Source organism: Streptomyces sp. NPDC026394, assembly GCF_055567735.1.
Window position 1 is genome coordinate 147,014 of sequence record NZ_JBVHPX010000018.1, and the last position, 14,241, is coordinate 161,254.

The window sequence follows — 14,241 nt, forward strand, 5'->3', positions numbered from 1 at the left end:
TCAGCGGCGTACCGCCCCGGTGATCAGGCGCACGGTGTCGTGGGGCCGGGTGAAACAGACGAAGTGATCGCCGGACACCGTGGCCAGGGTGACGTCGTCCACCGCGTAGTCCTGCCATGCCGCGGCGGCCGCCGCGTCGAGGTCCGGGTCCTGGGCGGCGCGGATCACGGTGACGGGCCAGGGGACCCGCCAGGCGGGGCCGGGACGGTAGCCGGCGAGCATGCGCAGGTCGGCTGCCAGGGTCTTGGCCGCCAGGTCGTCGTACTGCTCGTCGTGCTGCTCACTGTCCGGACCGGCCCCGGTCCCCGTCCCGGTCCGGTGCTCGTACCCGTGCATCCGGGGCGGCACGCTGTCGGTGTCCGCCGGAGCCGCGGCGACCCGGTGAGGCGGCGGGCTGCCGGAGACGAAGAGGCGGTCCGGCGCCGTGACACCGAGGTGGTCGAGCCGACGGCAGGTCTCGTAGGCGAGCAGGGCTCCCATGCTGTGGCCGAACACGAGGTACGGGCGGTCCGCCAGCCACTGCGCCGCGATGGCGGCCTGCCGTGCCGTACGGGTGAGGTCGGTGGCTGGCGGTTCGCCGACCCGGTCCTCGTGGCCGGGGTACTGGACCGCCCACAGGTCGCACTCGGGTGGCAGAAGGCCCCGCCAAGGACGGAAGGCGCTGGCGCCGCCCGCGGCGTGGGGGAAGCACAGGAGCCGGACGGAGGGCTCACCCGCTCCGCGGGGCGGCGTGGTGAGGTTCCTGAGCCACTGCCCCGCCGGGCCCGGCGCGCGGGTGCCGTCGGGGTGCGTGCCGGTCATCCGCCCGCCGTCCCGTCGTCCGATGCCGACCGCCCCGGCCGCCCCGGCCGCCCCGGCTGCGACGGTCCGCGTATCCGCTCCGCCATCGCGGCCACGGTGGAGGCTTCCAGGAGCGTACGCAAAGGAACGCGCCGGCCGAAGCGGGCGCGGAGGGCGGAGGCGAGCCGCATGGCGCGCAGGCTGTCGCCGCCCAGGTCGACGAAGCGCTGGTGCCGGGAGGACACCTCACGGCCGAGGACGGCCGACCACTCCTCCGCGACGGCCTGTTCACCCGCGCCGCTCGGGGGCTCGTCGGGTACGGGGGCAGGTTCCGGGGCGCCCCAAGCGGCGAGGCGTCCTCGGTCCACCTTGCCGTTGCCGCCGAGCGGGAGTTCGTCCAGCAGCAGGTAGTGCTCGGGCCGGGCGTAGGAGGGCAGCCGGGTGCGGGCGTGCTCCCGTACGGACGCCTGGTCGAGGGTGTCGGCGAGGGGCAGGAGGTAGGCGATCAGCCGGCGGGCCGGGCCCTGTCCGGTGACGACGGCGACGGCGCGGGCGACCTGGTGGTGGGAGGCGAGGGCGGCCTCGATCTCGCCGAGTTCGACGCGATAGCCGTTGATCTTCACTTGGTGGTCGGTGCGGCCCAGGAACTCCAGGACGGCTCCCGGCCGGTAGCGCCCCAGGTCCCCGGTGCGGTACCAGCGGGCCCCGGCGTGGTGGACGAAGCGCCGGGCGGTCTGTTCGGGGTCGGCCCGGTAGCCGCGGGCGACTCCCACACCGCCGATCCACAGTTCACCGGTCACCCAGTCCGGGCAGTCGCGCCCCTGGCCGTCCACGACACGGTAGCGCTGGTTGCCCAGCGGGCGCCCGTACGGCAGGGAGGGCCAGCCGTCCTCGGCACCGTCCGTCTCGAAGTAGTTGGAGTAGACGCTGCCTTCGGTGGCGCCCCCGCAGGCGACGAAGCGGCAGCCGGGCACCAGGGCGCGCAGCCGCGCGGGCAGGTCGGTGCCGATCCAGTCCCCGCCGGTGAGCACCAGCCGCAGCGTGTCCGGCGGCGGGCCGTCCTCCGCGGCGGTGATCAGCGCGTCCAGCAGGACCGGCACCGAGTCCCAGACCGTGACGCGGTGGCCGCGGACCAGGCGCAGCCACGCCTGTGGGTCGCGGGCCTCCCCGGGGGCGGGTACGACGACGGCTCCGCCGGCCGTCAGCGGCCCGAAGATCTCGTAGACGGAGAGGTCGAAGTCGAGTGCGGAGATGGCGATGCCGCGGTCGTGGGGGCCGACGGACCAGCGGTGGTTGATGTCGTCGACGGTGTTGACCGCCGAACGGTGGGTGATCTCGACGCCCTTGGGGCAGCCGGTGGAGCCGGAGGTGAAGACGATGTAGGCGAGAGCGGAGACGCCGGTGGTCACGGGGCGGCGCAACGGTGCCGTCGCATGAGCCTCCTGCCAGGTCAACTGATCGACAGGGGGCGACTGGCCGGCGGAGGGCCGCGGATCGACGGGAAGTCGCGGCCCGACGGGCTGCCGCGGGTCGACGGACCGCTGCGGATCGACGGACCGCTGCGGATCGACGGACTGCTGTGGGCCGACGGACTGCCGCGGGCCGGACGGCGGCGAGCCCGGCGCGTCGGTGATCTCCTTGCGCACACCGGCGATACGGAGGATGTCGGTACGGCGCTGCTCGGGCTGATCGGTGCCGACGGGCACGTAGCAGCCTCCCGCGGCGAGGACGGCGAGCGCCGCGCGGATCTGGTCGGGCACGCTCTTCAGGGAGACGGCGACCGGCTCACCGGGGTCGAGGCCGCGGTGCCGCAGCAGGGCGGCCATGCGCAGCGCGTCGTCGGCGAGGGCGCCACGGGTGACGGTGCCCTCGGCGCAGAGCAGCGCGGGGCGTCCGGGGTCGGCGGCGGCGAGTTCGAAGAAGCGCTGGTGCAGCAGGTGGCCGCTCTCCGCCCGGTAGGTGGCGTTGGCCAGGTTGCGGGTCTGCTGCTGGGCGGCCGGCAGGTGGGCCGGGGGCGGCTGGTTCCAGTCCTGGTCGCACAGGGCGGTCAGCAGGTCGCCGCCCAGCTCGGTCATGGCCGCCGGGAGTTCGTCGGGGAAGAGTTCCTCGGCCAGGTCCCAAGCGAGGCAGACTCCGCCGAAGTGTTTGACGGCCAGACAGTCCAGCCAGACCTGAGGGGTCTGGGTGATCATCCAGACGGGCGGGCCGAAGCAGCGCTCGAAGCACGCCGGAATCAGGTCCACGTCCAGCAGGTTGGTGTAGACGGCTCCGGTGGGCGGGAGCCCTTCACCGCGTGCGCGGGCCAGTTCCCTGAGCCCGGCCGGCCCGGCGGCGAACTGCGGCCGACGGGCCGTACGCCGTTCCTGGTCGACGGTGTGCACCAGTTCCCGGAGCGTGGCTGCCCCGGAGATGTCGATACTGGCCGGACGCAGGCGGGTGAAGTCGCCGACCACGGGCGCGGTACCGGAGCGGGACGCCGGGGACGGGAACTCCGGCAGCGTGATGATGAAGTCGTCGTTGGTACTGAAGCGGCCCAGGGTGTGTACGAAGGCAGCCAGGAGTACGGAGTCGGGTTCGAGGCCCTCGGCGCGCGCTCTGGCGCTCATCCGCCGCCATCTCGGGGCCGGGACGGTCAGCACCCGCCGGCTGAAGCGCGCGCCGGACACCGTCTCCGGGTCGGCGGTCAGGGGCAGTGCGGGGGGAGCCAGGCTGCGCCCGTCCAGCCGCTGCCGCCAGGCGCCCAGGTCCACGTCCGGCGGGGCGTGGGCCTCATGGCGCTGCCGGGCGGAGACGTCGTAGCGCGGCGCCGGCGGGGCGGCTCCGCGGTAGAGGCGCGCGAGGTCGGTCAGCAGGGTGCCGATACTGGGCGGGTCGGCGACCAGCAGGTCCACGTCGACGTGCAGGCGGCTGTCCGTGCCGGACAGCAATGTCAGCCGCACGTCGAGCACCTGTCCCCGGGCCACGTCCAGCCGCTGGCCCGACATCTGTTCACGCACGGCGGCCACTGCCCGTGCCTGCTCCTCGGCGTCCGAGGCGGTGAGGTCCCGGACCAGGAGACGGGCGGTGGGGACGCCGAGCAGGGTGGCGGTCTCGTCGTCGCCGGGGAAGGCGGTACGCAACGGCGGGTGCCGGTCCTGGAGGCGGGTGACGGCGTCCCGCAGCCGTGCCGGGTCCACCGCCGTACCGTCGAACTCGAAGTACATGTGGCAGGCCACACCGCCCAGCGGTGCGGTGTCCTCGCGGCCGAGGCGGTAGGCGGACTGGACGGGGGTCAGCGGGACCTTCCGGACCGTCCCCGGACCGTGCTCCTCCCTTCCCCGCGGCGCGCTGCTCCTGTTGCCGGTTGCCATCGGTGGCCTTCTCCCTCCGTGCTGCTCGCTCGCGTAGCGGGGTGGGTGTACCGGGGCCGTGCCGGGGTCAGCCGCGGGCTTCCCGGGTCGCGGCCGTGATGATCTGCGTGGCCTGTACCGCCTGCTCGTCCGAGATGGTCAGCGGCGGCGAGATGCGCAGGCAGTTGCCGAAGCTGCCGCCCACACCGACCAGCAGCGCCAGCACGCGGCACTCTTCTTGAACCTTCGCGGCCATCTCCGGGGCCGGTTCGAGCGTGCCGGGGCGGGTGTACTCCACGGCCAGCAGCAGGCCCTGGCCGCGTACCTCGCACACCCATGGTTCGTCCGCCAGGGACTTGCGCAGGCCGTCCAGCAGCAGAGCGCCCACCTGTCCGGCGCGTGCGGGCAGGTCGTAGGTGTCGATGTGGTCGAGCGTGGCCAGGGCGGCGGTCAGCGACAGCGGGTTGCCGCCGAAGGAGGATATGGAGGGGACGGTGAGAGCGGACATGATGGCGCGGCGGCCCACCAGCCCTCCCATGGCGAAGCCGTTGCCGACGCCCTTGGCGAAGACCAGCACATCGGGGGCGACATCGTGCCACTGGTGGCCCCAGTACCGGCCCGTGCGTCCCCATCCGGTCTGGACCTCGTCGATGATCAGCGGGATGTCGTACCGCCGCAGCACCTCCTGGTAGGCGGCCAGTTGGCCGGGGGCCGACGGGACGGCGCCCGCGATGCCCTGCACCGGTTCGGCGATCATGGCCGCCGTGCGTTCGGGGGTGCAGGTCGCGATGGTCTCCTCCAGGTCCCTGGCGCACGCCCGGACGTAGTCCTCGTCCCCGAGGCCCGCCAGGGCGCCGTGGCGGCGCTCGCCCCCGTGCGCGTACGCGACCCGCAGCGGGGACAGGCCCCGGCCCTGCCAGGACCGGTCACCGGTCACGGCGAGGGAGCCGAAGGACCGGCCGTGGTAGCCGTAGCGCAGCGCGATGACCTGGTGGCTGCCGCGGTACTGGGTCGTCAGCAGCAGCGCGGTCTCCACGGCCTCGGTTCCCGAGGAGGTGAAGAACACCACGGGGTCGGGGATGCCGGACGCGTCGGCGATGCGCTCCGCCAGTTCCACCTGTTCGCGGATCAGGTAGAAGGTCGAGGTGTGCACGACGCCGGTGCGCAGCCTCTCCCGCACCGCCTCCTCGATGCCGGGGACGCCATAGCCCACGGTGTTGGTCGCGATGCCGGAGTAGAACTCCATGTACGTCTTGTCACGGGAGTCGGTGACGATGCAGCCGTCCCCGCGCACGATCTCCAGGGGCTCTTCGTAGAAGAGCGGCAGCCACGGGGGCATGATCTTCTTGTGGCGGCTGAGCAGGCTCCCGTCCCGGGCGCCGTCGTGTGTCACGGTCTCCTCCGCTGGCTCAGTTCCGCGACGTGGTCCGCGCGCCGCGGCACTGGTCGCGGGCAGGGGGCGTGGCACCCCGGCTGGAGCGGCCGTCCCCTGCCCTCGGCGGGCCTGGCGGCGCCGAAACGCCCTGCGGCTACTGGAGCTTGGCCAGGCTCGGCCACTCGTCCAGCGACCCGGGACCGCGGACGACGGTGTCCTCGTGCGGCTCACCGCCGGTGATGCGGATGCGGACGTAGCGGTCGCCCGAGAGCATCCAGAACTGACTGTGCTGGTCGGGTACCGGCACCACCGCGTCGATACGGTCGAAGCCCGCCAGACTCGGCCAGTCCTCGAACGTGCCCGGCCCACGCACCACCGAGTCCTCGTGCGGCTCGCCGTCGGCCAGTCGGACGCGGACGTAGCGGTTGCCGGAGAGGAACCAGAACTGGCCGTACTGGTCGGGGACCGGCACCACCGCGTCGATACGGTCGAAGCCCGCCAGGCTCGGCCACTCGTCCAGCGACCCGGGACCGCGGACCACGGTGTCCTCGTGCGGCTCACCGTCGGCGATGCGGATGCGGACGTAGCGGTCACCGGACAGGAACCAGAACTGACTGTGCTGGTCCGGTACCGGCACCACCGCGTCGATACGGTCGAAGCCCGCCAGACTCGGCCAGTCCTCGAACGTGCCCGGCCCACGCACCACCGAGTCCTCGTGCGGCTCGCCGCCGGCGAGGTGGATCCGCACGTACTTGTTGCCGTACAGCAGCCAGAACTGACCGTGCTGGTCCGGGACCGGGACCGCCGCGTCGATGCGGACGGACATGAGGGTCTCCTTTCTGAGAGGGGTGCGCCTGTGCTTCGGTCTCCGCCCGCGGGCGACGAACGGCACAGGTCGCGGCAGCGCCGCGGAGGATGTCCGCCGGGCGTGCGCCACGTCGGTGAGCAGACGTCTCCCGATTCACCCGGCGCGGGCACTGTTGCCGGCGCGCCGGGCGACGGCGTCGGCAGGAAGTAAGGCACGGTCGGCCGTGTGCCGCGGCGTTGTTCGCCACGCCGGGGTACGGCACGCGGATTCTTGGCGCCCCTGTCGCCGCTGCCCGAAGACCGCGGACGGTGCGAGCGATCCGGAGGAGTGGGAAGAGGAGACTCCGGCTCTGTTCCGCCATCATCTTCAGCCGTTCCGGCAGTTGTCCAGGCAGGGCGGAGGGTGTTCCATGCGATGTGTTTTTCACACACATGAAACCTGGCCAATCCCTGCCGCCCCCTCAGGGAGAACCCTTTCCCCTCAGCACCCGGCGGGCTCAGTTCTTCGCCCGTATGCCGACCGCTGCACGGAGAACCTTTCAACTGCCATACACCGGCGGCAGTTACCACGGAGCAGAATTGGCCGACATTCTGCCCCGGCCGTCCCGCCCGGCGGCGCCGCAGATCACTTTCGCCGCCCGACGCGCACGTCCGGTACCGGATCGGAGCGCCGACTCGTTTTCGGCATCAGCAACCTCGTGCCCCACAGCGAACGAAAGACGGGGAATTTCCTGCGCCCGGAAAAACTCTCCGTGTCCGCTGTGGCGTCTTTTTGCGGACAAGAGGAAGCCGCACGTGGTGTTCAAGGTTTTCGGGGGTACGCCACCCTTGTCCCCGGACAGAACGAAGGGGCATGACTCCGGCGTCCGACTTTTCTTCGGCGCCGGCGGCCGTCACCCTCACAAACGTTTCCGATCTTCGCGCGCCGCGAACCGCACGGCGCGAAAAAACATCCGATGTCACGAAGGGAAATTACCGGCCATGGTCGATTCGTCCTCCGTCACGTCCCGGCACCTCGTCGACGAACTCACCGCACGACGCGAGAAGGAACCGGTGGGCAACGCCCTGCTCGACGCCGCCGCCGACGGACGCCTGTCCGTCGACGCGTTGCGCCGCCTGGTCAGCACGGAAGCCCAGTGCCACCTGGCCGAACTCGGCGCCTACGGGACGGTGCTGTCCCGGTTCCCGCGCCGCCCGGCGGCGGACCTGAGCATCCGGCTCGCCCGGCTGGTCCACGACGCCCAGCCCAAGCTCCAGCAGTGCGCGCAGGCGCTCGGCCTCGACGACCTGCACGGCAGCGACCGGCCGACGGAGCGCGCCGCCTACACGTTCAACGGCACCCTGAGCTGGCTGGCGGCACAGGGCAGTCAGGCCGCGTTCGCGCTGGCCTCCGCCACCGACCTGCGGGTGTACTTCTCGGGCTGCGCCGAACTCGTCCGGCACATCAGGCGGTCCGGCTTCGAGGCCCCGCAGTCCTTCCTCACCTACTACGAGGACGAGACGCCGCAGGAGCTGGAACAACTGGCCCTGGACGTGGTGCAGGACGGGCTCGACCGGGGCGACGACCCGCGCGACGCCGTGTTCTGCGCCCGGCTGCTGGAGGAGTCCATCGGCGACTTCTGGCGCGCCGCCGCCGGGCCCGCCTGAGGGACCGGCCACCGGAACCCCACCCGAGACCGAGGAGGCAGCATGCGGGTCGGCATCGCCGGAGCGGGAGCCGCTGGGCTGGCCACCGCCTGGCTGTTGGACGGTGTCCACGACACGCTGGTGCTCGAAGCGCGCAAGGACGTCGGGGGCAATCTGCGGTCGGTCCACCTGCCCGACGATGCCGGGTCCCCCACCGCCCTGGACCTCGGTGTCCAGGAGGTGCCCGGCGACGGGGTGACCACGCGGCTGGCCGAGGCCCTCGGCCTGGACGGCGCACAGTGGGCCGAGATGCCCACCGGCCGCACCGTCGTCCGCGACGGCGCCCGCGCGGCGAGACCGGCCGACGGCCGTCCGTCCGCGCCGATCCGCGCCACGGAGGACGCGGCGGAACTGCTGGCCGCGCACGCCGCCGCCTGGCAGCGGGACGCGCTTGCCTGGACCGTCCCGCTGGAGGCGATGGTGGAGCCCTGGGACCTGCCGCGGCACGTCAAGGACGCGGGGGTGTACGCCCTGCCCGCCTCGGTGTTCGGCTGCACGCTCCACGACGCCCGGTGCCTGTCGGCCCGCGCCGTCGGGATGTTCTACGCCGACCCCGGCGACGGTGCCGATGCCCGTACCTACCGGCTGCGCGGCGGAATGCAGGCACTGGCCTGGCAGTTGGCCCGACGTTCCCGGTCGGCCCGGCTGCTGACCGGGACCTCCGTGCGGCGGATCCGCCGTACGGCGGGCCACTTGGAAATGATCGACGCGCGCGGTGCCCGGCACGCGGTGGACGCCGTGGTGCTGGCCCTGCCCGCCGAAGCGGCGCGGTGCGTGCTCGGCTCCCTCGGGGGCACCGGCCGGGCCCGGGCACTGCTGACCGCGTACCCGTACAACGACCTGGTCTACGGCGTGCACACCGACCCCTGCTACCTGCCTGCCGTGCGGGAGCACTGGTCACCGTCGACCGTCACCGTGCACGGCCCGTGGGCGGAGACCACCGCATGGCAGCGGCGCCCGGACGGTGATCTGTTCGTCAGTCAGCTCACGCACCGCGACACGCTCCCCCGCTCCGTCCTGGCCTCCACCGTCTTCCGGACGCTGCAACCGACCCCGGAGATGCTCTCCGCCCAGGCCGAGCTGCTGTCCCTGCAAGGTGACGGCGGCGTGTACTTCGCCGGCCATGTCGCCACCCGGTCCGACGACCTGGACAGCGTCCTGGCGTCCGCGGCCGAAGTGGCCCGCCTGCTGGCGCCCCGCAGTCCCCGCCCGGCGCACCTGCTGCGCACCACCGGAAAGGAAACCCCGTGAACCAGCCTGTCTTCCATGACCAGCGCGCTCATGTCGCCGACCTCGTGATCCCCTGCGTGGACGTGGCCGCCGGGCGCACCACCGAGCCGAGCGGTATCCACGGTCTCGACGACCCCGGTGACGTCGCGTCCGTCGTCGCGGCGTACGCCGAGGGCAACGCCCGGAAGGTGTTCCTGGACGTCTTCGACCCGTGGGACGCCGTCGACTACCTCCCGTCGCTGCTGCGCGAACTCCGGCAGACCGGCGTCAGCCTGCTGGTGTCCGTGGGGCACGGGCAACTGCCCTCCCTCCTGCACACCGGCGGCCTCTTCGAAGCCGGCGCGGACGTGCTGTCCGTGAGCACCGGCCTGATCGAGAAACCGGAGACCGTCCAGGCAGCCGCCCGGGAGTTCGGGGCCGAACGGCTGATGGGCGTCATCAACTGCCGCCGGACCGCGCCCGGCCGGTGGGGTGCCTACACCCACGACGGCGAGCAGGACGCGGGCACCGGCGCCGTCGACGTGGCCAGGCAACTGGCCGGCCTGGACGTCGGAGCCGTCCTCGCCAACAGCGTCGACCGCGAGGGCACCGGCCGGGGCTTCGACCTCGACCTGTGCCACGCCGTCGCCACTGCCTCGGGCCTGCCCGTCATCGCCTCCGGCGGCTGCGGCAGCCTGGACCACCTGCACGAGGCCCTCGACGCGGGCGACACGACGTACGTCCTGGTCAACAACATGCTGCACAAGGGGCAGCACAGCATGGCAGAGATCCGCGACCACCTGCTGGCGCACTCCTCGTTCCGCGCGACCGGCACATGAGCGCCGCGACCATGCGCCGGCTGGTCTTCGGCCGGTACGGCGACCCCGCCGAGGTGCTGCTCCTGCATCGCGGCCCGGTGCCCGAGCCGGGGCCGGGCGAAGTCCGGGTCCGGATGCGGGTCAGCCCCGTCAACCCCTCCGACCTGCTCCTGGTGCAGGGGCGTTACGGGCGGCCCGCCGCCTTCTCCCCCGGGCTGCGGCCGGACGGGAACGGTTCGGCGTCCCCCGTGGGGTTCGAGGGCGTCGGTGTCGTCGACGCCGCGGGCCCCGGCGTGCCGTACGCGACGGGCACGCGGGTGGCGGTGTCGGCGCTGGGCACCTGGGCCGAGTACCTCACCACGGACGCGGACGACGTCCTGCCCGTGCCCGCGGAACTCTCCGACGAGGCGGCCTGCCAGCTGACGATCAATCCCGTCACCGCCCATCTCCTCCTCGACGACCTCGGTCTGGAGGAGGGCGAGCTGCTCCTGCTCACCGCCGCCGCGTCCGCCGTCGGCCGGATGGTGCTCCAGCTCGCCGGCGGGCGGGGGCTGCGCTGCCTGTGTGTGGTACGCGACGAACGTCACCGTCCGGCGCTGAGGGAAGCGGGTGCCGAAGCGGTCCTGGTCCAAGGGGAGGAACGTTTCCCGGAACAGTTGGCGGCCCTCGCCGAGGGGCGCGGCATCGCCGCCGTGCTGGACGCCGTGGGCGGCCCCACCGGGACGCTCGCGCTGCGGTCGCTGCGCGACGGGGGACAGTTCGTCAGTTACGGCCTGCTGTCCGGTGAGGCCCTCACCGTCGCGCCGGAGGACCTGATCTTCCGTGGCATCGCGATGACCGGCTTCTGGCTGCCCGAACGCCTCGGCCGGTGGGCCGCCCACCGCACCGACCGGCTGATGCGCCAGGTCACCGGGCAGTTCCTCGACGGCCGCCTCACCGTCCCCGCGGTCGAACCCTACGACCTGGCCGACGCGGCTCGCGCCGTACGCCACGCGCAGTGCCCCGGCCGTACGGGCAAAGCCGTACTGACCAGCTGACCGGCCCCCACCCCTTCGCTCTCTCCTCCCCCGCCCCGCCTCTTCCTGGCCCCTCGCCCCCGCATCCCTTCACTCCCGTACTGGACGAGCCATGAGCCGCGACCTCCACCACAGCCCCGACACCGTCCCCGACACCGTCCGCGCCTGGAACGACACCGCCACCGACTACCCCCGCGACGCCACCGTTCCCCAACTCTTCGCCGAGCAGGCCCGCGCGCACTCCGATCGAGCAGCCGTGGAGTGGAACAGCGGCTGCTGGAGCTACCACGAGCTGTACGCACGGGTCCGCCGCGCCGCCGCTCACCTGCGCTCCCGGGGCGTGCAGGACGGCGACACCGTGGCCGTCCTGCTGCGCCGCTCACCGAAGGCGGTCGTCGCGGTCCTCGCCGTGCTGGAAGCCGGCTGCGCCTACCTCCCCCTGGACCCCGGCGACCCGGCGGACCGGCTGGAGACGGTGCTGACCGGCGCGGGAGTACGGCACTGCGTCACCGCACCGGGCACCGCTCCGGAACCGGTGCACGACCACTGCACGCAGATCACCACGGACGGCCTGAGCGGCCACCCGCCGCCGGACCCCGGCGACCGCTGGGGGCGAGACCGGCGCGCCACCGACCCGGCGTACGTGATCTACACGTCCGGCTCCACCGGTACGCCCAAGGGCGTCGTCTGTCCGCACCGCGGACCGGTCCGTCTGGTGCGGAACACCGACTGGCTCCAACTGGAACACACCGACCGGCTGCTGGCGACCACAGCGCTGACCTTCGACATCTCTTGCCTGGAGTTGTTCGGCCCGCTGCTGAACGGTGCCTGTCTGGTCCTGCCCGAACCCGAGACCCTGCTGTCCGCCGACGCGCTGGAAACAGTACTGCGGGAGCGGCGCATCAGTGTGCTGTGGCTCAGCGCGGGCCTGTTCCACCAACACGCGGAGGACAACCCCCGCATGTTCGGCTCGTTGCGCGCCCTGATCGCCGGAGGCGACGCGCTCAACCCCTCCGCGGTACGCGCCGTCCTGCGCCACGGCCGCCCCGAACTGCTGATCAACGGCTACGGGCCGACCGAGGCGTCCTCCCTCGTCACCGCCCACCGCGTCGAGGACCTGGCCCCGCACGCCGAGACCGTGCCGATCGGCCGGCCGATCGCCAACGCCACCGCCTACGTCGTACGGGAGGACGGCCGCCTGGCCGCCCCTTGCGAGGACGGGGAGCTGTGGGTCGGCGGTGACGGTATCGCCTGCGGCTACCTGGGCGACGCCGACCGGACCGCCGAGGTGTTCGTGCCGGACCGGTTCGGCGGTGACCCGGACGCCCGGCTCTACCGCACCGGCGACGTCACCCGCCGGCGCCGCGACGGCGTCCTGGAGTACCGCGGGCGCCGCGACCGGCAGGTCAAGATCCGCGGCTACCGGGTGGAACTGGACGAGATCGAACTGACGCTGGCCCGCCATCACGAGGTCCGCGAGGCGGCCGTGGACGTCCTGGGCGACGGGCCGGGCCGGCACCTGGCCGCTGCCGCCGTGCCCGCCCCGGACGTACAGACCGGGGGACTGCCCCGACGGCTCACCGCCTACGCCCGCGACCGGCTGCCCCCGTACATGGTGCCCACCCGGATCGCCACCGTCACGGAGATCCCCCTCAAGCCGAGCGGAAAGATCGACCGCGACCGGTTCCTGGAACTGATGGAGCATCAGAACGACCGGCCGCGCACCGGCGGCGAGCCACCCCGCGGCGCCGCCGAGGAAGCCGTCGCCGACATCTGGACGCACCTGCTCGGCCTCGACCAGGTCGGGCGCGAGGACGAATTCTTCGCGCTGGGCGGTACGTCGCTGCACGCCACCCAGGTCGTCACCGCCGTACGGGACCGCCTGGGCCTGCCCCCGGGATCGGGCCGCGCCCTCATCGGCCGTCTGCTGGACGGCCCTTCCCTGTCCGCCTTCGCCGCCCGCGCCACGGCACTGCGTGACGACGACGGGGCGGAGGCCACCGTGGATTTCGCCGCGGAGTCCCGCCTCGACGACCGGCTGCGCTTCGACGCCCGGCCCGCCGCGACAGCCACCCCGCCCCGCTCGGTCCTGCTGACCGGCGCAACCGGCTTCCTCGGCGTCCACCTGATCGACCAGCTCGTCGACGCCGGAGTGCGGCGGGTGCACTGCCTGACCCGCGCCGGCGACCGGGACACCGCCCACGCGCGCCTCGCCGCCCGGATGCGCCTCTACGCTCTCGACCCCTCCTGCTGCGACGACCGTCTCGTACCCGTACCCGGCAGCCTGGAGGCTCCCCGCTTCGGTCTCACACCCGCGGCCTGGGACGAACTGGCCCGCGAGACGGACCTCGTCGTGCACGCCGGAGCCCAGGTCAACTTCGCCTACCCGTACGAGGCCCTGGCACCGGCCAACGTCACGGGCACCCGCACCGTCATCGAACTGGCCGCCGCCCACCACCTCAAACCGGTCCACCACATCTCCACCGTCGCCGTCCTCGCCGGGTCCGGCGCCGCGGGCGTACGGCACCTCGGCGAGGACGCGCCCCTCGCCCACCCCGACAAGCTCTCCCAGGGCTACCCGGAGACCAAGTGGGTCGCCGAACGCCTCCTGACCCGGGCCGCCGAACGCGGGCTGCCGGTCACCGTGCACCGTCCCCACGAAGTCACCGGCACCCGCCGGCGCGGGGTGTGGAACACCGGCACCCTGATGTGCGCGCTGTTCCGCACCATCGCCGAGACCGGCACCGCCCCGGACCTCCCCCTGCCGCTGGACTTCGTACCGGTCGACTACACCGCCCAGGCCATCGTCCACATCCTCACCCACGAGAAGCCGGACGGCCGTACGTACCACCTGACCAACCCCCGCCCCGCGCGGCTACCGCTCCTGACCAGCCGACTGCGCGCCATGGGATATCCGGTGGAGACCCTGAGCCACGCCACCTGGCTCCGCCGCATCGGCGCCCTGGTCGCCCGCCACCCCGACCACCCCATGGCTCCCTACCTCCCGATGTCCGCCGACGTCCCCGACACTCCGGAGCACGCGGTCAGGAGCCTGTACCTCACGGGCGCCGTCCCCGCGCTCGACCGCACCAACACCGCCCGGGCCGTGGACGACAGCGGCATCGACTGCCCCCCGGTGGACGCCGGCCTGATCGACCTCTACCTGAGCTACTTCCGCGACAGCGGCTTCCTCGAACCGCCGCGACGGGAGGAGTGACACC

At 73.0% G+C, this 14,241-nt stretch carries 9 protein-coding genes; 5 read left to right on the top strand and 4 right to left on the bottom strand.

Translation table 11 applies throughout. The annotated features are described in order from the left end of the window. The 4 genes from ACZ4QV_RS31815 to ACZ4QV_RS31830 form a co-directional block, all read right to left on the bottom strand. Entirely contained in the window at positions 1-801 is an 801-nt protein-coding gene (locus ACZ4QV_RS31815; protein ID WP_467763739.1) for a thioesterase II family protein, read from the bottom strand. Then, entirely contained in the window at positions 798-4,130 is a 3,333-nt protein-coding gene (locus tag ACZ4QV_RS31820) for a non-ribosomal peptide synthetase (protein WP_467763740.1), read from the bottom strand. The genes ACZ4QV_RS31815 and ACZ4QV_RS31820 overlap by 4 nt, the downstream gene beginning before the upstream one ends. A gap of 67 nt (positions 4,131-4,197) precedes the next feature. Continuing rightward, positions 4,198-5,502 (bottom strand): aspartate aminotransferase family protein, encoded by a 1,305-nt coding sequence (locus tag ACZ4QV_RS31825; RefSeq protein WP_467763741.1) that lies wholly within the window; start codon positions 5,500-5,502, stop codon positions 4,198-4,200. Between the two features lie 136 nt (positions 5,503-5,638). Next, positions 5,639-6,310 (bottom strand): hypothetical protein, encoded by a 672-nt coding sequence (locus ACZ4QV_RS31830; RefSeq protein WP_467763742.1) that lies wholly within the window; start codon positions 6,308-6,310, stop codon positions 5,639-5,641. A 962-nt stretch (positions 6,311-7,272) separates the two neighbouring features. On the opposite strand from ACZ4QV_RS31830, the gene ACZ4QV_RS31835 reads away from it, so the two are divergent. From ACZ4QV_RS31835 to ACZ4QV_RS31855, 5 genes are all read left to right on the top strand, one after another. Further along, a complete protein-coding gene (locus ACZ4QV_RS31835) occupies positions 7,273-7,938 on the top strand; it encodes a hypothetical protein (RefSeq protein ID WP_361154831.1) in 666 nt (221 codons plus the stop codon). A gap of 42 nt (positions 7,939-7,980) precedes the next feature. Then, the gene (locus ACZ4QV_RS31840; protein ID WP_467763743.1) at positions 7,981-9,228 is read left to right on the top strand and encodes an FAD-dependent oxidoreductase; all 1,248 of its coding nucleotides are present in this window, start codon (positions 7,981-7,983) and stop codon (positions 9,226-9,228) included. After that, on the top strand, positions 9,225-10,025 hold the full coding sequence (locus tag ACZ4QV_RS31845) for a HisA/HisF-related TIM barrel protein (RefSeq protein WP_467763744.1): 801 nt from the start codon (positions 9,225-9,227) through the stop codon (positions 10,023-10,025). Before ACZ4QV_RS31840 ends, ACZ4QV_RS31845 begins: the two co-directional genes overlap by 4 nt. Then, positions 10,022-11,041, top strand: coding sequence for a zinc-dependent alcohol dehydrogenase family protein (locus ACZ4QV_RS31850; protein WP_467763745.1), 1,020 nt, complete (start codon positions 10,022-10,024; stop codon positions 11,039-11,041). The genes ACZ4QV_RS31845 and ACZ4QV_RS31850 overlap by 4 nt, the downstream gene beginning before the upstream one ends. Positions 11,042-11,132: 91 nt before the next feature. Beyond that, positions 11,133-14,237 carry an amino acid adenylation domain-containing protein gene (locus tag ACZ4QV_RS31855; RefSeq protein ID WP_467763746.1) on the top strand — a complete coding sequence of 1,035 codons (3,105 nt, stop codon included), beginning with the start codon at positions 11,133-11,135 and terminating at the stop codon, positions 14,235-14,237. Positions 14,238-14,241: the final 4 nt, after the last annotated feature.

Bases quoted from the DNA above. Each gene is read 5' to 3' on its own strand.
- ACZ4QV_RS31835 (WP_361154831.1), top strand. From the start codon at position 7,273: ATGGTCGATTCGTCCTCCGTCACGTCCCGGCACCTCGTCGACGAACTC.
- ACZ4QV_RS31840 (WP_467763743.1), top strand. From the start codon at position 7,981: ATGCGGGTCGGCATCGCCGGAGCGGGAGCCGCTGGGCTGGCCACCGCC.
- ACZ4QV_RS31815 (WP_467763739.1), bottom strand. From the start codon at position 801: ATGACCGGCACGCACCCCGACGGCACCCGCGCGCCGGGCCCGGCGGGG.
- ACZ4QV_RS31855 (WP_467763746.1), top strand. From the start codon at position 11,133: ATGAGCCGCGACCTCCACCACAGCCCCGACACCGTCCCCGACACCGTC.
- ACZ4QV_RS31820 (WP_467763740.1), bottom strand. From the start codon at position 4,130: ATGGCAACCGGCAACAGGAGCAGCGCGCCGCGGGGAAGGGAGGAGCAC.
- ACZ4QV_RS31830 (WP_467763742.1), bottom strand. From the start codon at position 6,310: ATGTCCGTCCGCATCGACGCGGCGGTCCCGGTCCCGGACCAGCACGGT.
- ACZ4QV_RS31850 (WP_467763745.1), top strand. From the start codon at position 10,022: ATGAGCGCCGCGACCATGCGCCGGCTGGTCTTCGGCCGGTACGGCGAC.